A 20,173-nucleotide genomic window follows, 5' to 3' on the forward strand; every position below is an offset into this window, starting at 1 on the left:
GGCACTGGCTTATCAAGCACCCTGTTGAGTTCTCAAAGAACAACCACACACCATCCGAAACCCCCAAACCCGGGGGCCCCATCCGGGGCATCTCGTTCGTTCCGCGCCCCCCGCTTTCGCGCTGGGCACTTTTACTACGTTACCTCACCGTTTCCGCCGTGTCAAACCGTGTGTCCCGGTCTGTCGTGCTTCGTACGGATCCGGCACCGGTGAGCGCGCGCAGCGGCGAACCACTGCTCGTGATCATCGGATTTGGCAGGCCGGCCGTCGTGGTCTCCCACGATCTCGCCCGGTTCCCCGCCGATCGTCAACCTTACCCGGTCGGTTTCGCCGCTCCAAATCCGCCCTGCGGCAGATCCGGTGGCCCCGCCCGGCTCGCCCCCGGAGGGTCGAGCTGTGCTGTCCGGCGCTCCGGCCTCCCAGGACTTTCGCCCTGTTTCGTCCGTTCCGCGCTGGCAGAGAGAAAGTTACGCGTCCCGGGGTTTCAACGTCAAATCGGGGGGGTAGAGGCCCGCGTCACACCATTCGTGACCGAAGATACCCGCAGCTCAGCGGGTCAGCCCCGGCTTCGGGCGCCCCGCCAGCCCCGTACGCCGAGGACACCGACCGTGGTGCCGATCGCCAGCGACGCCGCGATCAACAGGGCGTGGATCCAGAGGAACCCGGTGGGCGTCCCCTCGCCCACGACGCCGCCGGCCCACGCGCGGGGGTCGTTCCAGATGGCGACGGCGAACCGGGGCCAGATCACCCACGTCCACACGCCGACCCCGACGAGGAAGAGCGCCCAGCCGCGCGACAACACCATGGTCCGCGAGTATGCCAGCGGGCCCGCGACGCGTACCCCGTTTGGTCTGTGAGGGGCGCACGGACGGCGGCCCGGCGGTCTATCGTGGAAGCGTGGTCCGGCCCTGCACCCTCGCGCCGGAGGCCGTCGACGGCCTCCCGGTGGGTGCCGCGCCGGTGCCGCCCGGCAGCTCCGGCGACGGCCGCGAGCGCATCCTGGACGTCCTGCGTGCCGGCGGACTGCGGTTCCGCGCCGGCGGGCGATGGCGCACCGGCTCCCTGATCTGACGAGCCGATCCACCCGACCTCCGACGGGCATTCGCCCGAGGTCGGTGCGCGCCCGCGCGCCTCCCACCGCTTCCACGGCACGAAAGGCACATCCCCATGTCCGTCGCACGGATGCTCACCGGTGACCGCCCGACCGGGCGGCTGCACCTCGGCCACTACGTCGGCAGCATCGCCAACCGGGTGCGGCTGCACCAGCGTTACGAGAGCTTCTTCATCATCGCCGACCTGCACATGCTGACCACCCGCAACACCCGCGAGGACATCGCCGCGGTGTCCCGCAACGCCCGGGAGATGGTCACGGACATCCTCGCCGCCGGCGTCGACCCCGCGCGGGCCACGTTCTACCTCCAGTCGGCCATCCCCGAGGTCGGCGACCTGAACACCCTGCTGCAGAACCTGGTGACCGTGCCCCGGCTGGAACGGGTGCCGTCGCTCAAGGACATGGCCCGGGCCGCCGGCAAGGAGGAGATGCCGTACGGACTGCTCGGCTATCCCGTCCTCCAGGCCGCCGACATCCTCTGCGTGAAGGGGCAGGTGGTGCCCGTCGGGAAGGACAACGCGGCGCACGTCGAGGTGACCCGGGAGATCGCCCGCCGGTTCAACCACCTCTACGGGGAGGTCTTCCCCGTGCCGGAGACGATCGCCGCCGAGACGCCGTCGCTGGTCGGCACGGACGGCCGGCGGAAGATGAGCAAGAGCCTGGGCAACACGATCTCGCTCTCCGCCGACGCGGCCACCGTCCGCCGGGCTGTCATGGGGATGTACACCGACCCGAACCGGGTGCGCGCGGACGTCCCGGGCACGGTGGAGGGGAACCCGGTGTTCGCGTACCACGACGTGTTCAACCCCGACCGGGCGCAGGTGGCGGACCTGAAGGAGCGGTACCGGGCCGGCCGGGTCGGCGACGTCGAGGTCAAGGAGCAGCTCGCGGTGGCGCTGAACCGGTTCCTCGACCCGATCCGGGAACGGCGGGCCCGGATCGAGGCCGACGCCGGCCTGGTCGACCAGCTCATCGTCGACGGCACGGAGCGGACCCGGGCCGAGGTGCGGCGCACCCTGGTCGAGGTCCGTCGGGCGATGGGGCTGACGGGGGCGTACCAGCAGGTGCGGCGGCGGGCCGAGCGCGCCCGCCGGGCCGCGGGCACCCGGACCTGACCTGTCGGGTACGCCGGGAGCGGGCTGGCCGGAGCGGGAAACGCGGCAGCGTCCACCGGGCCGGCCGGCTATGCTCCGCCACGTGATCAGCCGCGGCAGCCACGCCACCGCCGACGCGTCCCAGGACGCCCCGGTCGGATCGGTGCGCCGCGAGCGACGCCGGGCTCGGACGAGCCCCCGTCGACGCTGAGCTGACCCACGTTCTCCTGCGACCGGCGGATCGAGCCGCCGGTCGCGTACCCGATCAGGCTCTCGCTCCGTCGGAGTCCCTTCCGGTGGTCCGTCCGACGGCGGGCCCGAGCGAGATCGGCGTACCCATGGATCTGGAGCAGTTGCTGGCCGACCGGCTGGCGCCCGCGTTCACGGCGGTGGCCGGCGCCCCGGTCGACCCGGCCGTGCGGCGCTCGGCGCACGCCGACTACCAGTCGGACGCGGCCCTGGCGCTGGCCCGGCGGCTCGGCCGCCCGCCCCGCGCGATCGCCGCAGAGGTGCTGGGCCGGGCGGTCCTGGGCGACCTGTGCGCGGCGGCGGAGGTGTCGGGGCCGGGCTTCATCAACCTGACCGTCGCCGACCAGGCCCTCGGCGCGGCGGTCGCCGGGCTCGTCGGCGATCCCCGGCTCGGCGTGCCGCGCGTCGCCGGACCGGAGACGGTGCTGATCGACTACTCGGCACCGAACGTGGCGAAGGAGATGCACGTCGGCCACCTGCGGTCCACGATCATCGGGGACGCGACGGCCCGGCTGCTGCGGTGGCGGGGCCACCGGGTGATCCGGGCCAACCACCTGGGCGACTGGGGGACGCCGTTCGGGATGCTGATCGAGCACCTGCTGGACCTCGGGGAGGCCGACGGGGCGGCCGAGCTGTCGGTGGGCGACCTGGACTCGTTCTACCGGGCCGCGCGAGCGAAGTTCGACGCGGACGAGGGGTTCCGGGCCCGGTCCCGGCTGCGGGTGGTCGCCCTGCAGGCCGGCGACGAGCGGACGGTACGGCTGTGGCGGCTGCTGGTCGGCCGGTCGGAGGGTTACTTCCTGGGGGTGTACCGGGCGTTGGACGTGACGCTCACCGAACGGGACTTCCAGGGGGAGAGCCGCTACCAGCCGATGCTCGGCCCGGTGGTCGAGGAGCTGGACCGGCTCGGGCTGCTCCGGGACAGCGACGGCGCCGCCTGCGTCTTCCCGCCCGGCTCGGTGGGCCGGGACGGGGAGCCGCTGCCGCTGATCGTCCGCAAGCGGGACGGCGGGTACGGCTATCCGGCCACGGACCTGGCCGCGCTGCGGTACCGGACCGGCGAGCTGGGAGCCACCCGGCTGCTGTACGTGGTGGGCCTGCCGCAACGGCGGCACTTCGAGATGGTCTTCGCGGTAGCCGCTGCGGCCGGCTGGCTGCCCGGGGCGGCCCGCGCCGAACATGTGGGCTTCGGCTCGGTCCTCGGCGCCGACGGGCGGATGCTCCGCAGCCGGGCAGGCGCCCCGGTCAAGCTGGCCGACCTGCTGGACGAGGCGGTGGCGCGGGCCACCGAGTTGGCCCGGCGCAAGAATCCCGGGCTGGATGCCGCGGAAGTGGCCGAGGTGGGCCGGGCGGTCGGCATCGGCGCGGTGAAGTACGCGGACCTCGCGACCGACCGGCACCGGGACTACGTCTTCGACTGGGACCGGATGCTGTCCCTGGACGGCAACACCGCCCCCTACCTGCAGTACGCGTACGCGCGGATCCGGTCGCTCTTCCGGCGGGCGGGGGCGGACGGGCTGCCGGCGGCGGTGGAAGCCGCACGGGTGCCGCTGGCGGACCCGGCGGAGCGCGCACTGGTGTTCGCGCTGCTCGGCTTCGCCCCGGTGGTGGTCGAGGTGGAACGGACGTTGGAGTTTCACCAGCTCGCCGGCCACCTGCACCGGGTGGCCGCGGCGTTCAGCGCGTTCTACGAGCGGTGCCCGGTGCTGCGCGCGGAGGGGGCCGTCCGGGAGGGCCGGCTGGTGCTGTGCGGGCTGACCGCGCGGGTGCTGCGGCAGGGCCTGGACCTGCTGGGCATCCGCACCCCGGAACGGATGTGAGGCCCGCGGTGAGCGGCGGACAGGCGCACGCGGTCAGTCCTCCGGGTCCGGGTTGTCCCGGAGGATGCCGTTGAGGTAGAGCGACTCGCGGCAGGTGGTGGCGCGGGGGGCGTTGGCCGGGGTGCCGGGGCGGCGGCAGACCACCGTGAGGGTCACCCGGCCCCGGGCGGGAACGCGGATCGGGGTGACCGAGTGGTAGTCCTGGTTGCGGAAGTTCTCCAGGGCGTAGGTGACGACCCGCACCTGGTTCGCGGTGACCGTCAGCGTGCCCTCGTCCCCCTGCACGTTGTCGACCAGGAAGTCGGTGAGCAGGAACGTCTTGCCCGCCGGGACGGTGTAGCTGCGCTCCGCCGAGCCGTTGGGGCTGGTGCGGAAGGTGATGGCGACGGAGAACTGCTCCCCGCCGAGGCCACCGGCACCGGCGGGGCCGCCCACCCCGCTGCCGTCGGTGCTGCCGTCGCCGGGGGTCCCGCCGCCCGGGGTGCCGGCACCGGGCGGGGTGGTCGTCGGGGCCGGGTTCGGCGCGGCGCTGGGCACCGGCTCGCCCCGCGCGACCTGCCGGGCCTGCTCCGCCTCCACCGCCTCCCGGGCGGCGGTCTCCACCTGCGGGCGCAGCAGCCCGAACCAGAGGGCCAGCAGCGCCAGGAGCAGCGCAAGCAGGGCCGCCAGCAGCTTCAGCAGCCCGGCCGAGATGATCGGGCGCTGGACGAAGACGGCGTCGAGGCCACGGGCCCGGCCGTCCGAGGTGCGCAGCTCGACGGCGAACGGGTACTCCTTCGGCGCGCCCCACCAGAGCAGCCGGCGGGCGCGTACCCGGAGGGGGGTCTCGGCGCGGGTGCCGTTGGGCACGGTGACCGGCTCGGCGGGCAGCGCGAACGTCACCTGGTCGGTGCCCTCGGCGGCGGCGAGGCCGACCTGCTCGGTGACGTTGCCGAGGTTGTCGGTGTCGATGCGGTAGCGGGCCCCGCGCAACCCGCTGCGCGACGGCGGCTGCACCTGCGCGGCCAGCTCGGAGAACGGCTCGACGGTGAGGATGCCCTCCTCCACCACGGCGGAGTCGGGGTATTCGGCGGGGACCACGCGGACGCCGAAGGGCCGGTCGCCGGCGTCCACCCGGGCGGAGCGGGGCGGGCGGAAGGTGACCGTGACGGTGTCCGAGCCCGCCGGGTAGAGGTTGAGCGTGGGCGGCTGCACGGTCACCCACTCGCCCGGCACGCCGAGGATCTCGAACCGGTACGCCTCGACCGTGTCGCCGGCGTTCCGCACGGTGACCGGGACCTCGACCTCGCCGCCGGGGGCGACGCTCACGGAGGTGCTGGCCAGATTCGCCGATGCGCGCATCTGCTGGAGCGTAGGAGCGCTTCTGCGGCCTGTCAGGGGCCATCGGGGTACGACGGCGGGCAGAGGTCGCTGCCCGCCGGGCGACGTTAAGTACACGCAAAGACACCGCGCCCATACTCGCCGTGCCGTCGGCCCGCCGGCCGTCGGCACGGGGAGAGGAGGCGAGGATGCAGCGGATACCGGTCTACGTGCACGCGACGGATCCGATCTCGTGGACGGGCGTGACGGGGCAGCTCACGGGTCGTCCCGAGGTCAGGGTCCTGGCCCAGGCGGACGCCGCCGAGGCGGCGGTCACCCTGGTCGTCGTGGACAGCCTGACCCCGCCGGTGGTGCAGGCCCTGCGGCGGCTGCGCCGGGAGCAGAACCGGCTGGTGCTGGTGCCGGCCACCATCGACGACGCCCAGCTGTCGGCCGCCGTCGAGTGCGGGGTGGTGGGGGTGGTACGCCGCAGCGAGGCGTCCGCCGGCCGCCTGGTCGAGGTGATCCTGTCGGCGGCGCGGGGCGAGGGGAGCGTCCCCGCCGACCTGCTCGGTCGGCTGCTGAACCAGATGCGCCGGCTCCAGCGGGAGGTGCTCGACCCGCGCGGGCTGAGCCTGGGCGGGCTGAGCTCGCGGGAGGTGGACGTGCTGCGGCTCGTCGCCGACGGGTTCGAGACGCGGGAGATCGCGGCGAAGCTGTCGTATTCGGAGCGGACGGTGAAGAACGTGGTGCACGGCATGACGACCCGGCTGCACCTGCGCAACCGGGCGCACGCGGTGGCGTACGCGCTGCGGCACGACCTGATCTGAGCGGCCGGATCCGGGCCGCACCGGCGGGCCGGCCGGGGCGGGGCCGGGGTCGCCGGTGCGGGCGGGTGTTGCCCGTACCGGCGGCGGTTCTGCCCCGGTCCCTGGCCGGCGGTCCCTGTGCCGGGCGGCGGCGGGCGGCCACGATGGCCCTCTGGGCCCTGCGCGACGTGGCCGCCCGCCCGCCGTCTCCCGTCGAGGTGCCGATTGCGTCCCACCCGAAGGTCTCCCCTCGTCGCCGCCGCGACGGCGGTCGCCGCGTTGCTGGGCGCGTGGGCGCTGGGCGTCCCGCCCGACCGGGCGTCGTACGCCGAGCCGGCCGACCCGCCGCCGGTCACCGACCTGCGGGTGGCCTACCTGGGCACCGGGCACCGCAGCATCGGCGTGGTCTCCGGCACCGGGGCGGAGGCGACCGCGCCGCCGTTGTTCGGCGGCGGCCCGGCGCACTTCGACGACGAGGTGTCCGCCACGGGGGACGTGGTCGTCTGGGTCAGCCGGCGCGGGTCGGAGCTGGCCCAGCTCTGGGTGCGCCGTGGCTCGGGGGAGCCGACCTGCCTGGTCGACGACCCGGTGCAGGTGGCCGGGGCGCCGTCGGTGTCGCCGGACGGCACCCGGGTCGCCTTCGAGCAGACCCGGGAGGGCGTGGGGAGCTGGCACGACATCTTCGTGGTCGGCGTCGACGGCACCGGGCTGCGGCAGGTCACCGACGGCACCAACGACAACCGCCGGCCCACCTGGTCACCCGACGGCACGACGCTGGCGTTCGAGCGGCGCGACGACGCGGGCGTGCCGCAGGTGCACCGGGTGCCGGTCGACGGCGGGCCGGTGACCGCGCTGACCGCCCGGCCGGAGGGGGCCGGGGAGCCCGCGTGGGATCCGGACCCGGCGCACGACCGGATCGCGTACACCGCCGCGCCGCAGGACCCGGACGCCCGGCAGATCCACCTGATCAACACCGTCGGGGGCGACGACCGGCTGCTGCTCGCCCCGTCGTGGGACAGCCACCAGCCGAGCTGGTCGCCGGACGGGACGACCCTGGCGTTCCTGAGCCGGACCACCGACGACGGCACGCGGGGGGCGGTCGACCTGGTCTACACGGGGGTGCCGCGCCCCGACTGGTGCCCGTGCGAGGCGGTGCTCCGCCTCGCCGAGGACCGCCTCGTCGGCGACCCCGCCTGGTACGTCCCGCCGGGTGCCGGCGCGCCGGCGCTGGTGGTCAGCCGGACGACCGCACCGGACCGGTACACGGTGACGTTGCAGGACGTCCGTCCCGACGCCACCGACCCCCGTGACCTGGGGCTGACCGTGCTGCGGGAGGACCCGGGGGCGGCGACGGATCCGGACCTGCTGTGGCGGCCCGTCGACGGCGACCCGTGGACGGCCCGCCCCGACTACTCGCCGGACGGCCGGCGGATCGTGGTGAACCGGTTCGAGACCGTGGGCGGCAACCGGGTGTCCCGCCTCTGGATCGTCGACGCCGACGGCGGAAATCCCCGGCTGCTTCCCCTCGCCGGTCGCGGTGCCGCCGACGTCGAGACCGACCCGGTGTGGTCGCCGGACGGCACCCGCGTCGCGTACGCGCTGGCCGGGCCGGGCGGGCCCAGCCGGGTGGTGGTGGCAAACGTGACCACCGGGGAGCACCTGCTCACCGTCGGGTCGGGCGGCGATCCGGACCGCTCCGACAGCCAGCCGGCCTGGTCGCCGGACGGGTCGACGCTGGCCCTGGTGCGGGGCCAGCCGGACGGGGCGGCGGCCGACAGTCACGTGTGGACGGTCGACGCCCGCGACGGCAGCGGGCAGCGGGACCTGACCGCCATCGGCTGCCCCGGGTGCGTCGGGGCGGACTACGGCCCGAGCTTCTCCCCGGACGGCGGCCGGATCGCGTTCGGGCGGGGCCCCGACGGGCTGGTCGTCACCGGCACCGACGGCGACGACTGCCGGGTGCTGGCGCCGCAGACCCCCGGGGCGGGCTGCGCCGGCCCGCTGGTCGCCCCGCCGGACGGCCCGCACCGGCCCCGGGACGTCGCCTGGTCGCCGGACGGGCACCGGCTCGCCCTCAACTCGCGCCGGTACACCGACCCGGCCAGCCCCGAGTACGTCAAGACGTACGACTTCGACACCGCCATCTTCGATGGGCTGACCTGGGAGTTCCCCGGCCGGCACCGGAAGCCGACCTGGCAGCGGTCGGTGGACCTGGCCACGGACGTGGCGGAGCCGCCCGCGCCGGTGCGGGTCGGCGAGCGGACGACGCTGACGCTGACGGTGACCGACCGGGGGCCGACCCCGGCGGCGAACGTCCGCCTCGACCTGCGGGTGCCCGACGGGGTCCGGGCCACCGCGCTGGAGCCGGAGGTGGGCTCCTGCCAGCTCGCCCCGCCGGGTTGCGACCTGGGGCCGATCGGGCTGGGCAACACGGTGCGGGTACGCGTGGAGCTGACCGGGGTGACCGCCGGGACGTACCCGCTGGAGTGGACGGTCGGTGGTTGGACGGCCGACGCCCGGCCGTCGGACAACACGGCGTCGGTGCCGGTGACGGTCGTCCCGGTCCCCCCGCCGACGACCACCCCGCCCCCGGCCACCCCGACGCCGACCCCGACGGGTCCGCCGCCCACCAGCCCACCGGCGGCGGGCCTCGACATCACGGTCACGGTCGACCCCGTCCCGGCGTACGTGGGTGGGACGGTCACGGTGACCTACACGGTCCGCAACACCGGCGGCCGGCCGGCGACCGGCATCCGGATCACCCCCGCCCTGCCGGCGGGGGTGCCGGTGCGCAGCCGGCCGGCGGGGTGCTCCGCGACCTCCTGCCCGGTCCCCGACCTCGCCCCGGGTGCCGGCCGGTCCCTGGAGTTCGTGCTGGCCCCGGGCGCGGCGACGTCGACGACGGTACGCGGCACGGTGGCCGGCGACGGGGGTCTCGACGACACCGCCCAGGCCCCGTTCCGGGTGCTGCAGCCCCGGATCGTCGCCGTGCCGGCCATCGGGCCGCCCGGCTTCGTCACCTCCGTGCGGGGCACCGACTTCCCGCCCGGCGTGCCGGTGCGGCTGGCCTGGGACGTCGGCCTGACCGCGGCCGCGAATCCGGCCGTGCCGGCGGCCGACGGCACCTTCGCCGCGCAGCTGCTGGTGGTGCCGCGCGACCAGCTCGGCCCCCGAAGGATCCTGGCCACCGGCGCGGGGTTCGGCACCGTCCGCACCGACTTCCGGGTGATCCTGCCCGCCCAGCAGCCGCCCGGCCTGCTGTTCCGTGGCTGGTGAGGGGACGACGAGGATGATCCACGAGGTCGACGAGGCGCTGCACGCGCTGCTGACCGAGGAGATGCTCGCCGGCACCGACGTGCAGCTCGCCTTCGACGCGCCGACCCGGGAGTGGGAGGCCCGCCGCAACGCCCCGACGGTGAACCTGTTCCTCTACGACGTACGCGAGGAGATGACCCACCGTCGGGAGGGCCGGGTCGAGGAGTACGACTCCGACGGCGCGGTCGTCGCCGAGCACCGCCCGCCCCGGTACTTCGCCCTGTCGTACCTGGTGACGGCGTGGACGGCGCAGCCGCAGGACGAGCACCGGCTGCTGTCGGTGCTGCTGGCCGGGCTGGTCGTGCACGACGTGCTGCCGCCGTCCCGGCTCGTCGGCGGGCTGGCCGCGCTGGGGCTGACCGTGCCGATGAGCGTCGCGGTGCCGCCGTCGCGGGACCGGGGGCTCGCCGACATCTGGTCGGCCCTCGGCGGTTCGCTGAAGCCGTCGCTGGACCTGGTGGTGACCACGCCGATCGCGGCGTCCGCGACCTTCGCCGCCCAGCCCGTCACCGACGGGCTCCGGCTGCGCGCCGCCGACCGGGCCGAGCCCGTCGCGGGCGGGGAGACGCGGCGGCTGCGCCACCCCGAGCCGGTGGACACCACGACCCCGATCGGCGTACGTCGGGCGCGGGGCACCGCAGCCGAGCGGCAGCGCCGGCAGGGCACGGGCGGGCCCATCCGGGGCGGCCGGCGGTGAGCGCTGCCGTCGAGGCGGAGCCCGGTGCGGCCGCGCCGGAGGGCCCACCTTCCGGTGCCCGGCGGTCCGATCGGGTCGAGCCGGCCGGCACCACGTACCTGCGGGCCCGGCTGTTCCTCGTGGAGCAGCGGGTTCGGCGGGCCGTCGCGGCGGCCCGCGCGGCGGACCCGGCCCCGGACGACCCGCTACGCGGGCTGCACGTCTCCGACGACGACGCCTGGCGGCTCGCCGACGGCCCGGCCCCGCCCGTCCCCGACGAGATCGCGGCGGAGGCGGTGGAGACGGCCGACCGGTGGGCCGACGGGGCCCGGGCGGCGGGCGCCCGGGTGCCGCTGCGGGAGGTGGCCGAGGAGTTCCGGCTGGGCCCGCTGGACGTGGAGGTGCTGCTGATCGCGCTCCTGCCCGACCTGGACCGGCGCTACGAGAAGCTGTACGGCTACCTCAACGACGACGTGACGCGCCGCCGCGCCACGACGGGGCTGGCCCTGTCGCTCTGCGGCGTCTCCCCGGCCGCCGGCCCGGCCCGCGCCCGCCTCGCCGACACCGGGCCGCTGGTGGCCGGGGGACTGCTCCTGGTCGAGGAGCCCGACCGGCCCTTCCTGACCCGTTCACTGCGGGTGCCGGACCGGGTGGCCGGGCACCTGCTCGGGCACGCCGGCGTGGACGAGCGGCTCGACGGCCTGCTCCGTCGGTCGGGTCGGCCGGGGGCGTCGGCGGGGCCGGTGGCCGCCGGGTTGGCGGCGGCGATCCGCGCCGGTGACCGGTTGGCCTACCTGCGCGAGGAGCCCGGCGGGGCGGCCGACGAGGTGGCCGCCGCCGCCCTCGCTGCGGCCGGTCGGGGCGTCCTCGCCCTCGACCTGGACGTGTTGGGCGTCGACCCCGCGCCGGAGGAGGCCCTGGCCTGCGCGGTGCGGGAGGCCCGGCTGCGGCGGGCCGGGCTGGTCTTCGGCCCGGTCGACGCCCTCGACCCGGCGGCGGGCGCGGCCCCCGCCCGGCTGCTGCGCCGGCTCGCCGGCCTCCCGGTGCCGGTGCTGCTCACCGGGCGGCTGCGCTGGGATCCGCACTGGGCGGAGGAGTCCCCGCTGCTGGTGACCGCCCACCCGGTCGGGGCAGCAGAGCGGGCCCGGCTGTGGCGGGACACCCTGGCCGGCCGGTCGACGCGGCTGGCGGACGATGTCGACCCGGAGCGGGAGCTGTCGGCGTACGTGCTGTCGCCCGACCAGACGCGGCGGGCGGCGGTCGCGGCGGCGCAGCAGGCGGTGCTCGACGGTGCCGACCGGGTCGCCGCCCGGCACGTACGGGCCGGGGTGCGTTCGCAGAACGCGGCGGCGCTGGAGAAGCTGGCCCGGCGGGTGGAGCCCGCCGTCGGCTGGGACGACCTGGTCCTCCCGGCCCCGGCGCGGGAGCAGCTCACCGAGCTGGCGCTGCGGGTCCGCCACCGCGAGCAGGTGCTGGGCGGCTGGCGGCTGCGCCCCGGCGGCGGGCGGGGCCACGGGGTGACCGCCCTGTTCGCCGGGGACTCCGGCACGGGCAAGACGATGTCCGCCGAGGTGGTCGCCGCCGACCTGGGGCTCGACCTGTACGTGGTGGACCTGTCCACCGTCGTCGACAAGTACGTGGGCCAGACCGAGAAGAACCTGGAGCGGATCTTCACCGAGGCGGCCGGGGTGAACGGGGTGCTGCTGTTCGACGAGGCCGACGCGATCTTCGGCAAGCGATCGGAGGTCAGCGACGCCCACGACCGGTACGCGAACCTGGAGAGCGCGTACCTGTTGCAGCGGATGGAGTCGTTCGACGGCGTGGCGGTGCTGACCACGAACCTGCGGGCCAACCTGGACGAGGCGTTCCTGCGCCGGCTCGACGTCGTCGTGGACTTCCCGACCCCGGACGCGGCGCAGCGGCGGGCGTTGTGGGACCGCTGTCTCGGCGGCGAGCTGCCCCGGGCCGACGACGTCGACCTGGACCGCTGCGCGCGGGACTTCGAGCTGAGCGGGGGCGGTATCCGGGCGTGCGTGGTCAGCGCCGGCTATCTGGCCGCCGAGGCGGGCGGCCCGGTGACGATGGCGATGCTGGTGGCCGCCGCCCAGCGCGAGTACCGCAAGTTGGGCCGCCTGGTGCTGCCCCGAGACACACCGACCGGCCGGGTGCCGCACCGTCGCTGACCCGCCGCGCCCGGCCGGCACGCGCTGGACGCGGCTGGGGACGGCACGGTCACCGCGACGACCGGCGCGACCCGGTCAGAGCGAGACGGTCCACTCGTGGTCGCCGGCGGCGGCGTGGTCGATCGCGCCGCTCTGCGGCGGGTCGTCCGGGTCGAAGTCGGAGGTGAGGGTGTGCACCATCTCCGGGCTGCTGACCCAGGTCTGGCTCTCCACGTCCCGCCGCCTGACCCGCCACCGGAACCGCACCTCGTACTCGGCGAGCCAGCTGCCCTCGCCGATCGCGCTGGTGGTGGAGAAGCCCGGATCGTCGTTGAAGACGATGGCCGCCGGCGTGGTCTGGATGACCGGGTTGGAGTAGTTCGGGCGGTACGGCCCGTCCTGCACCCAGGGCCGGTTGACGCGCTGCGGGGCGCCCACCTCGCCGTCCTCGTCCACCGTGTACGCGACGAACTGGTCGGTGACCTCCTGCCGGAAGTCGTAGAGCGTCGCCGCCGACAGCGCCGCGTTGTCCGGCCGGTGCAGGGTGGCCACCTGGGTGAACCCGATGGACTGGCGCGTGTCCAGTCGCTGGGTGGCCGGGCCGGTGTAGGAGGAGGTGAAGGTCAGCCGGGGAGCGTTGAGGTCCGCCTCCGGTTTGGACTTCGACCGGGTGGCCCGGCCGCTGTACGGCTCGCTGCGGTTGGTCGTCCTGGTGCCCTCCGCCCTCGGCACCCGCTGCACCGGGGTCTGCGCGCCGGGGCCGGCGAGGGCGGGCAGCTCGACGGTGGCCGGGTCGGCCTGCGCCGGGACGTCGGTGGCGAGGGCGCGGTGGGCGTTGGCCTCGGCCTCCCGTTCGAACCGGTCGCCCGGGTCACTGACCCGCAGGCCGGAGCCGTTGTCGGTGCCCGCGACCGGGCCGAGCCGCTGCTGGATGACGTGGGTCAGCTCGTGGGCCAGGGTGTGCCGGTCGCCGCCATCCTCGCCGAGCACCACGTGGTTGCCGGACGTGTACGCCCGCGCGCCCAGCTCGGCCGCCGAGGTGCGCGCGGTCGTGTCGTCGTGGATCCGCACGTCGGAGAAGTCCGACCCGAGCCGGGCCTCCATGTCGACCCGGGTCGCCTCGTCGAGCGGCCGCCCGCCGCCACGCAGCACCTCGTGCACGGTGGAGCGCTGGACGGCGGGGGCGTCGTGGCCGCAGCCCCGCGCCGTGCTCGTGCCGGTCGCGCTCGATGGCCCGGGTCGCCGCGCGGTTGCCCACGGCTCGTTGCAGCGTGAGGATCTCCCCGGGGCTGTGCCTCGCAGCGACGCCGACGCCGACGCCGGGTGCGGGTGCGGGTGCGTCGCCGCGCCGGCCGCCGGGTGGGGCGGGGCGGGGCCGCTCCTCGCGGGAGCTGGATGTCGCTGCGGGCCGCTGCGCGCGCACGTCGGCACCTCCTCGTTGCGAGGGCGGGCATCGACGTACACGGTAGTCCCGGCTCCGCGGTCCGGTCGAGGTGCGCGCGGACAGGATCAGAGGCCGGTGCGACCGGGCCGGCCTGCGGGACGGGTGCCCGCCGGGCGGCGCACGTCCGGCGGGCACCCGCACCCCTGCCCCTGCGGCGCGGGACTCTGCCCCCGCGCGGCCCGTAGGGACCTTCCCGCCGGCTCCCCGGCCGAGCAGGCTGGCCAGCGTCCGCCGACCTGGCAGAGGAGCTTGCATGCCGACGTACCTGTCCCCGGGCGTGTACGTGGAGGAGGTGCAGAGCGGTTCGCGTCCCATCGAGGGCGTCGGGACCGCCGTCACCGCCTTCCTGGGATTCGCCGAGAAGGGGCCCTTCCACGCGCCGACCCTGGTCACCAACTGGAGCCAGTACGTCCAGCTCTTCGGCGGGATGGTCGAGGGCGCCTACCTGGCGCACGCGGTGTACGGGTACTTCGCCAACGGCGGGGGCGTCTGCTACGTGGTGCGGATCGGCGACCCGTCGACCGGCCGGACGACCGGCGGCCGGGGCGGGCAGAAGGCGCTGCCCGCCGGGGAACCGTCGGCGCTCGGCACGTTCCGGGTGGCCGCCCTCCCCGCCGGCGGCGGCGAGATCAGCGTGGAGGTCGCCGACGTCGAGGGCGAGGGGGCCGGCGAGGACCGGTTCCGGCTCGTCGTGCACCGGGACGGCCAGGTGGCCGAGGAGTACGACGGCTCGTTCCGGCGCAACAGCAAGACCTCGGTGGTCAGCCAGGTCCGCGAGCGGTCCAAGCTGATCACCATGGAGGAGGTCGGCCCGGCCAACGCGCTGGCCCGGCCCGCCAACCAGACGGTCACCCTGGCCCCGGCCACCGCCCCCGGCGACGCCGTGCCGGCCGCCCTCACCGCCGGCGAGTTCGCCGGGGACGTCGACTCCCGCACCGGCCTGGCCGGCCTGGAGGCCATCGACGAGATCACCATGGTCGCCGCGCCGGACCTGATGGGGGCGTACCAGCAGGGGGTCGTCGACCTGGAGGCGGTCAAGGCCGCCCAGCTCGCCCTGATCTCGCACTGCGAGCAGATGGGCGACCGGATGGCCCTGCTCGACCCGCCGCCGGAGTTGACCGCCCAGCAGGTGCGCGCCTGGCGGCAGGACGAGGCCGGCTACGACTCCCGGTACGCGGCCCTCTACTACCCCTGGGTGAAGGTGTTCGACCCGAGCACCGGCCGGGCCGTGTTCATGCCGCCTAGTGGGCACCTCGCCGGCCTCTGGTCCCGCAACGACACCGAGCGGGGCGTGCACAAGGCCCCCGCCAACGAGGTGGTGCGGGGCGTGGTCGACCTGCAGAACAACGTCACCAAGGGCGAGCAGGACCTGCTCAACCCGATCGGGGTCAACTGCATCCGGGCGTTTCCCGGGCGCGGCGTCCGGGTCTGGGGCGCGCGCACCCTCTCCTCCGACCCGGCGTGGCGCTACATCAACGTCCGGCGGCTGTTCAACTACGTCGAGGAGTCCATCCTCCTCGGCACGCAGTGGGTGGTGTTCGAGCCGAACGACCAGCGGCTGTGGGGCACGATCCGGCGCAACATCACCGCCTTCCTCACCGAGGAGTGGCGGCGGGGCGCGCTGTTCGGGGCGACCGCCGCGGAGGCCTTCTACGTCAAGTGCGACCAGGAGACCAACCCCCCGGAGGTGATCGACCGGGGCCAGGTGGTGTGCGAGATCGGCATCTGCCCGGTCAAGCCCGCCGAGTTCGTCGTCTTCCGGCTGGCGCAGTTCTCCGACAGCACCAGCCTGGTCAGCGACTGACCGAACAAACCCTGACGAAAGGCGGCCACGATGGCCAGTGGTGACACCCTTATCGTGCACAGCTTCCAGGTGGAGCTGGGCGGCATCCAGGTGGAGCTGGTGCAGGAGGTCAGCGGCCTGACCGTCGAGCTGGACTCGATCGAGGTCAAGTCGGTGACCGCCACCGGCGAGCTGATCATCCGGAAGATCCCGGGGGCCCGGAAGGCCGGCGAGGTCACCATCACCCGGGGGCTCGACAAGAGCAGCGCCTTCACCGACTGGATCAAGGAGACGTTCCTGAAGGGCGCGGTGGAGGCGGCCCGGCAGAACATCAGCATCATCCTCAACAACGCCGACAAGTCCGAGACGCGGCGCTTCGACCTGTCCAACGCGTGGGTGAGCAAGTGGGAGGGGCCGGGGCTGAAGGCCGGCGACCCGACGGCGGCGACCGAGAAGGTCACCGTGGTCTACGAGGAGATCAGCGCGCAATGAGACGCCGTGGTGTCTCGGCCGGGGGCCTCGACACCCTCGTCGACCCGGCCGGCGGCCCGGAGGAGGCCGCCTCGCCGGTGGTCGCGCCGGTCGCGCCCGTCCGGCTCCAGACGGAGTTCACCTTCCAACTTCCCCGGGGGTACGTCGACGAGGACGGCACCGTACACCGGGACGGCAGCATGCGGCTGGCCACCGCCCGCGACGAGCTGGCGCCCCTGGTGGACCTGCGGGTCAAGCAGAACCCGGCGTACCTGTCGATCGTCCTGCTCAGCCTGGTGATCACCCGGCTGGGCACGATCACCCAGGTCCGGGCGGAGGTCGTCGAGCGGCTCTTCGCCTCCGACCTGGCCTTCCTGCAGGACCTGTACCGGCGGATCAACGCCGAGGGGCACACCCTCGCCGAGGTCACCTGCCCGGCGTGCGAGTCGGTCTTCGAGGTGGACCTGGCCGGTGGTCGCCCGGGGGAATCGTGACGTACGGGGCCGACCGGCTCCACGAGGAGGTCTCGTACGTCGCCTACCACTTCCACTGGCCGCGCACCGAGATCCTCGCCCTCACCCACGCCGAGCGGGCCCGGTACGTCGCGGAGATCGCCCGCATCAACACCAGGATGAACGAAGGTCAGTGAGGCGCGATGGGGCTACGCGACAGGATGCGGCGGCTGGCCGCCGGCACCCGCGCCCGGGTGGCCGGCACCGTCGGTGACGCCCGCCCGTCCCCCGCCCCGGCCGGGCCGGCGGGCCCGCCGCCGCCCGGCGACCCGGGCAGCGTCCCCACAGATGCCGGCGACCCCGGCTGGCGGGCGCTGCCGCCGCTGATGCGGGCGGTGTCCACGGGTCCGCTCCAGGTCGCCGACCTGCCCCGGTTCACCGACCGGCTGGCCACCTACCGCGACCCGACCCTGCGCACGCCGCTCGACCACCTGGTCAGCGACCAGGCACCGCTCGGGGTCGTCCACGACCTGGCCCGGCCCCGCCCGGCCCGACCGGACGCCGGCCGGGGGCCGGCTCCACAGTTGCCCGCCGTCCAGCGGAGGGTCGCCGGTCTCCCCGCCGACGGCCCGGGGGCGGACCACCCGGCCGCCGATCCGGCCACCGGCGGCGCGCCGGCCGTGCCTACGCCGGTCCCACCCCTGGCTCCGGCACCGCCCCCGGTGTCGGCACCGGCCTCGACGTCAGCTCCGACCTTGGCGTCGGCCCGGCCCCTGGCTCCGGCCTCGGACCCGGCGACGGCACCGGCGGGGGTTGCGGCACCAGCGGGTGCCTCGCGCCCGCCCCTGGTGGCGGCCACGAAGCCGGCCGGGGCTGCGGCAGGGCCAGGGGCAGGGGCAATGGTCACCGCGCCGCCACCGGGCCCGGTCCGCAGGCTGGCCGGTGCGCCGCTGCCGGCCCGTCGGCCGGCCACGGTCCAGCGGGCCACGCCGCCCGCGACGGCGGCGACGGCCGTCCCCCCTCCGACGGGCCGCCCCCCGTCGGCCGCCGATCCGCGCCCCGCCGGGCCCGTCGCCCCGACCGGCGGCCGGACCCGCACCGTTCCGGCCGCCCCCGGCCCCGCACCCTCCGGCCCCGCACCCTCCGACGCCGCCCACTCCACCGCCGCCCATCTCACCGGCGCCCCGCCCAGCGGTGCCACCGGCAGCATGCCGCCCGGCCGACCGGACGCCACGGCTCCGCCCGCCGGGCCCGACGGCGGATCCCCACCGGGTGCCCCGGATGGCGGGTCGGCCGCACCGGTCGTCCACAGTGGATCAGGGCAGGGGCGCGGCGGGCCACCGCCGGTGCGCCCCGCCGCCCGGCTCGGCCTCGGCGACCCGCTGCCCGCGCTGCCCGGGACCGCCCGACCCGGCGCGGCCGGGCGACCGGCTCCACCGGGACCCTCCATCGGCACGACCGCCGGCGACCTGGCGGGCCGGGGGCCGTCCGGCCACCCGCCGACGGTGCAGCGCGCACCGGCCGGTCGGGAGCCGGCCGGGACGAGCACCGGCCCGGGCCCACGACCGGGCGGCGACCCGCGCCGGTCGACCGGTCCCGGGTCGACCGATCTCGGGGAGCGCCGTCCCGGACGCGCCGGCCTGGGGCCGCCGCTGCCCGCCGACGCCCCGCCCCCGCTGGTGCGCCCGACCCCGCCCACCAGCCACGACGCGCTCCCGACCGACGCCTCCCGAGGCGGGTCCTCCCGGCCCGGCACACCATCGGCCGTCGCCCCCGCAGGCGGTGCCGACCGGCCGGCCCCCGCGCCGCCGCGTCCCGCCCCGACGGGCGACACCCCTCGGCCCGCTCGCCCGGCCCCGGCCGGCGCACCGGCCACCCGGGCGGGGGGAACCCGGCCGTCGCCGGGCACGCCGGACGGCCCCCACCGCGCCACGGACGGCGACCGGCACCGGGCGCTGCCCGTACCGCCACGCGTACCGGTCCGGCCCCCGGTCGGCGGCGCGTCGGGCGGTGCCGCCGGCACCTCGTCGCGGCCGGCGGTGCAGCGGCTCCGGTGGCGGCCGGCGGACCTGCCCGGGACCGCAGGCGGTCCCCCGGCGGTGGTCGCCCCCTCCGGCAACACCGGCCCGGACCCGGCCGCCCGCGCGGTGCCGCCGCCCGCACCGGTGCCGCAGGGCGTGCCGTCAGCCGGCGTCGTCCCGCAGGGAGCACCGCCGCCCGCGCCGGTCCGCCCCCGCGACGCGCCGCCCGCCCGGGTCCCGCACGACGTGCCGCCCGCCCCCGACGCGCAGGGCGCGCCGGCTACTTCCGCGGTGCAGGGTGCGCCGGCTGCTTCCGTCGGGCATGACGCGCCGCCCGCCTCCGGCACTCAGGGCGCGTCGCCCGATCCGGCCGGTCCGCGCCGGGTTCCGCTGCTGGCCGGACGCGGGCTGCCCCTGCTGACCGGGGCATCGGCACCGGCCGGCGCGGTCCCGGCCGGTGCACGGACCGGGGTGCCGGTGACCTGGCGGACGCGCGGTGCGGGCAACCCCGAACCGGCCTCCGCCGGGCTGTCCGGCGGGGCGGGAACCTCGTCCGGCAGGGCGGGAACGCAGTCGGGCAGGCCGGGAACGCCGTCCGGCGGCCCGACCGCCGTCCAGCGGGCCCCCCGGGTCGACGCGGGCAGCACGCCCCGTCCGGCGGCCACGGCCGACGGACGCCCCGGCGGGGGGAGCCCCCAGCGAACGGGCCGGCACCGGGCGGGACCGTCCGGCGCGAGCGGGCCCGCCGGGGCCAGCGGCGGTCGGGCACCCGACGGCCACGGCACGACCGGACCCGTCGGGGCCGGTCCCGACGGCCGGACCGGGCAGGGCGGGCAGAACAGGCAGGGCGGGCAGAACAGGCAGGGCGGGCAGGGCGGGCGGGCGGATGGTGGGCCGGGCACCGGGCGGGGCTCGGTTCCCGTGCTCCTCCTCGCCGGGGCGGCCAACCCGGCACCGCACGCGTCGCCGGGCACGTCGCCGCGGCAGGCCGACTTCGCGGGCGTACCGCTGCCGACGCGGCGGGCGGCGGGCCCGGTGGCGGCCGGCGGACCGGACGGCACCACGGGCCCGGCGCGGCGGACGAGCACGGCGACGGGGGTCGCCAGCGGCACCCCGGCGGCCGTCCAGCGGGCCACGGCCCGGCCGGACGCGACGAGCGGCACCGGCACGACGAGTGTCGCCGGGGCCCGGCCGGGGGGCGGCGGGCCGACGCGGCGGGCCGCCCCACCGGCGGCCGTCCAGCGGCGGGAAGCCGCCGTGAGCACCGGCACCGCCCCGGAGCCGGACCCGGGGCCGGACCCCGAGACCCTGCTGCGGGGCTTGGACCGGCGGCACCTGGACGCCCTGGCCCACCGCCTGGTCGAACCGGTCAGCCGGCTGGTCCGGGCCGACCTGCGGGCCGCCCGGGAACGGACCGGCCGGTGGCGGGACGGCACCCGATGAGCCGGCGCACCGATCAGCACGAGA

At 76.4% G+C, this 20,173-nt stretch carries 15 protein-coding genes; 12 read left to right on the forward strand and 3 right to left on the reverse strand.

The genetic code is table 11. The annotated features are described in order from the left end of the window. Positions 1-556: 556 nt before the first annotated feature. The gene (locus tag TK50_RS00005; protein WP_043960735.1) at positions 557-805 is read right to left on the reverse strand and encodes an SCO4848 family membrane protein; all 249 of its coding nucleotides are present in this window, start codon (positions 803-805) and stop codon (positions 557-559) included. A 92-nt stretch (positions 806-897) separates the two neighbouring features. Here TK50_RS00005 and TK50_RS34275 point away from each other — a divergent pair, with 92 nt between their 5' ends. The 3 genes from TK50_RS34275 (at position 898) to argS (ending at position 4,274) form a co-directional block, all read left to right on the forward strand. Continuing rightward, positions 898-1,071 carry a hypothetical protein gene (locus TK50_RS34275; protein WP_176734417.1) on the forward strand — a complete coding sequence of 58 codons (174 nt, stop codon included), beginning with the start codon at positions 898-900 and terminating at the stop codon, positions 1,069-1,071. A 96-nt stretch (positions 1,072-1,167) separates the two neighbouring features. Beyond that, positions 1,168-2,226: a tryptophan--tRNA ligase gene (gene trpS, locus TK50_RS00010; protein WP_043960736.1), complete on the forward strand. Its 1,059-nt coding sequence runs from the start codon at positions 1,168-1,170 to the stop codon at positions 2,224-2,226. 317 nt (positions 2,227-2,543) lie between these two features. Next, positions 2,544-4,274, forward strand: a complete 1,731-nt coding sequence (gene argS, locus TK50_RS00015; RefSeq protein ID WP_043963525.1) for an arginine--tRNA ligase — start codon at positions 2,544-2,546, stop codon at positions 4,272-4,274. A 33-nt stretch (positions 4,275-4,307) separates the two neighbouring features. Here the strand turns inward: argS and TK50_RS00020 are convergent, their stop codons facing one another. Beyond that, positions 4,308-5,615 carry a COG1470 family protein gene (locus TK50_RS00020; protein ID WP_043960737.1) on the reverse strand — a complete coding sequence of 436 codons (1,308 nt, stop codon included), beginning with the start codon at positions 5,613-5,615 and terminating at the stop codon, positions 4,308-4,310. Positions 5,616-5,782: 167 nt separating this feature from the next. Between TK50_RS00020 and TK50_RS00025 the strand changes: the two genes are divergently transcribed. From TK50_RS00025 to TK50_RS00040, 4 genes are all read left to right on the forward strand, one after another. Then, positions 5,783-6,403 (forward strand): helix-turn-helix transcriptional regulator, encoded by a 621-nt coding sequence (locus TK50_RS00025; RefSeq protein ID WP_043960738.1) that lies wholly within the window; start codon positions 5,783-5,785, stop codon positions 6,401-6,403. A 204-nt stretch (positions 6,404-6,607) separates the two neighbouring features. After that, positions 6,608-9,658 carry a DUF11 domain-containing protein gene (locus TK50_RS00030; RefSeq protein ID WP_063838532.1) on the forward strand — a complete coding sequence of 1,017 codons (3,051 nt, stop codon included), beginning with the start codon at positions 6,608-6,610 and terminating at the stop codon, positions 9,656-9,658. 13 nt (positions 9,659-9,671) lie between these two features. Further along, positions 9,672-10,394, forward strand: coding sequence for a Pvc16 family protein (locus TK50_RS00035; protein WP_063838533.1), 723 nt, complete (start codon positions 9,672-9,674; stop codon positions 10,392-10,394). Then, positions 10,391-12,556 (forward strand): ATP-binding protein, encoded by a 2,166-nt coding sequence (locus tag TK50_RS00040; protein ID WP_082106095.1) that lies wholly within the window; start codon positions 10,391-10,393, stop codon positions 12,554-12,556. Before TK50_RS00035 ends, TK50_RS00040 begins: the two co-directional genes overlap by 4 nt. A gap of 75 nt (positions 12,557-12,631) precedes the next feature. Here TK50_RS00040 and TK50_RS32575 read toward each other — a convergent pair whose 3' ends face one another. Then, positions 12,632-13,696 carry an eCIS core domain-containing protein gene (locus tag TK50_RS32575; RefSeq protein ID WP_199485944.1) on the reverse strand — a complete coding sequence of 355 codons (1,065 nt, stop codon included), beginning with the start codon at positions 13,694-13,696 and terminating at the stop codon, positions 12,632-12,634. A gap of 536 nt (positions 13,697-14,232) precedes the next feature. Here TK50_RS32575 and TK50_RS00050 point away from each other — a divergent pair. Genes TK50_RS00050 through TK50_RS00065 form a run of 5 tightly spaced genes read left to right on the forward strand, consistent with a single transcriptional unit; the run spans position 14,233 to position 20,149 of the window. After that, complete coding sequence (locus TK50_RS00050; protein WP_043960740.1) at positions 14,233-15,783, forward strand: phage tail sheath family protein; 1,551 nt, start codon at positions 14,233-14,235, stop codon at positions 15,781-15,783. A 30-nt stretch (positions 15,784-15,813) separates the two neighbouring features. Further along, positions 15,814-16,254 (forward strand): phage tail protein, encoded by a 441-nt coding sequence (locus TK50_RS00055; protein WP_043960741.1) that lies wholly within the window; start codon positions 15,814-15,816, stop codon positions 16,252-16,254. After that, positions 16,251-16,727: a hypothetical protein gene (locus tag TK50_RS00060; RefSeq protein ID WP_043960742.1), complete on the forward strand. Its 477-nt coding sequence runs from the start codon at positions 16,251-16,253 to the stop codon at positions 16,725-16,727. The genes TK50_RS00055 and TK50_RS00060 overlap by 4 nt, the downstream gene beginning before the upstream one ends. Further along, a complete protein-coding gene (locus tag TK50_RS34280) occupies positions 16,724-16,882 on the forward strand; it encodes a DUF6760 family protein (RefSeq protein ID WP_176734419.1) in 159 nt (52 codons plus the stop codon). The genes TK50_RS00060 and TK50_RS34280 overlap by 4 nt, the downstream gene beginning before the upstream one ends. A 6-nt stretch (positions 16,883-16,888) precedes the next feature. Further along, positions 16,889-20,149, forward strand: coding sequence for a hypothetical protein (locus TK50_RS00065; RefSeq protein WP_144420106.1), 3,261 nt, complete (start codon positions 16,889-16,891; stop codon positions 20,147-20,149). Positions 20,150-20,173: the final 24 nt, after the last annotated feature.

Origin of the sequence: Micromonospora haikouensis (genome assembly GCF_000876225.1) — a bacterium.
GTDB lineage: Bacteria > Actinomycetota > Actinomycetes > Mycobacteriales > Micromonosporaceae > Micromonospora > Micromonospora haikouensis.

Bases quoted from the DNA above. Each gene is read 5' to 3' on its own strand.
- TK50_RS00005 (WP_043960735.1), bottom strand. From the start codon at position 805: ATGGTGTTGTCGCGCGGCTGGGCGCTCTTCCTCGTCGGGGTCGGCGTG.
- trpS (WP_043960736.1), top strand. From the start codon at position 1,168: ATGTCCGTCGCACGGATGCTCACCGGTGACCGCCCGACCGGGCGGCTG.
- argS (WP_043963525.1), top strand. From the start codon at position 2,544: ATGGATCTGGAGCAGTTGCTGGCCGACCGGCTGGCGCCCGCGTTCACG.
- TK50_RS00020 (WP_043960737.1), bottom strand. From the start codon at position 5,615: ATGCGCGCATCGGCGAATCTGGCCAGCACCTCCGTGAGCGTCGCCCCC.
- TK50_RS00025 (WP_043960738.1), top strand. From the start codon at position 5,783: ATGCAGCGGATACCGGTCTACGTGCACGCGACGGATCCGATCTCGTGG.
- TK50_RS00035 (WP_063838533.1), top strand. From the start codon at position 9,672: ATGATCCACGAGGTCGACGAGGCGCTGCACGCGCTGCTGACCGAGGAG.
- TK50_RS00050 (WP_043960740.1), top strand. From the start codon at position 14,233: ATGCCGACGTACCTGTCCCCGGGCGTGTACGTGGAGGAGGTGCAGAGC.
- TK50_RS00055 (WP_043960741.1), top strand. From the start codon at position 15,814: ATGGCCAGTGGTGACACCCTTATCGTGCACAGCTTCCAGGTGGAGCTG.
- TK50_RS00060 (WP_043960742.1), top strand. From the start codon at position 16,251: ATGAGACGCCGTGGTGTCTCGGCCGGGGGCCTCGACACCCTCGTCGAC.
- TK50_RS00065 (WP_144420106.1), top strand. From the start codon at position 16,889: ATGGGGCTACGCGACAGGATGCGGCGGCTGGCCGCCGGCACCCGCGCC.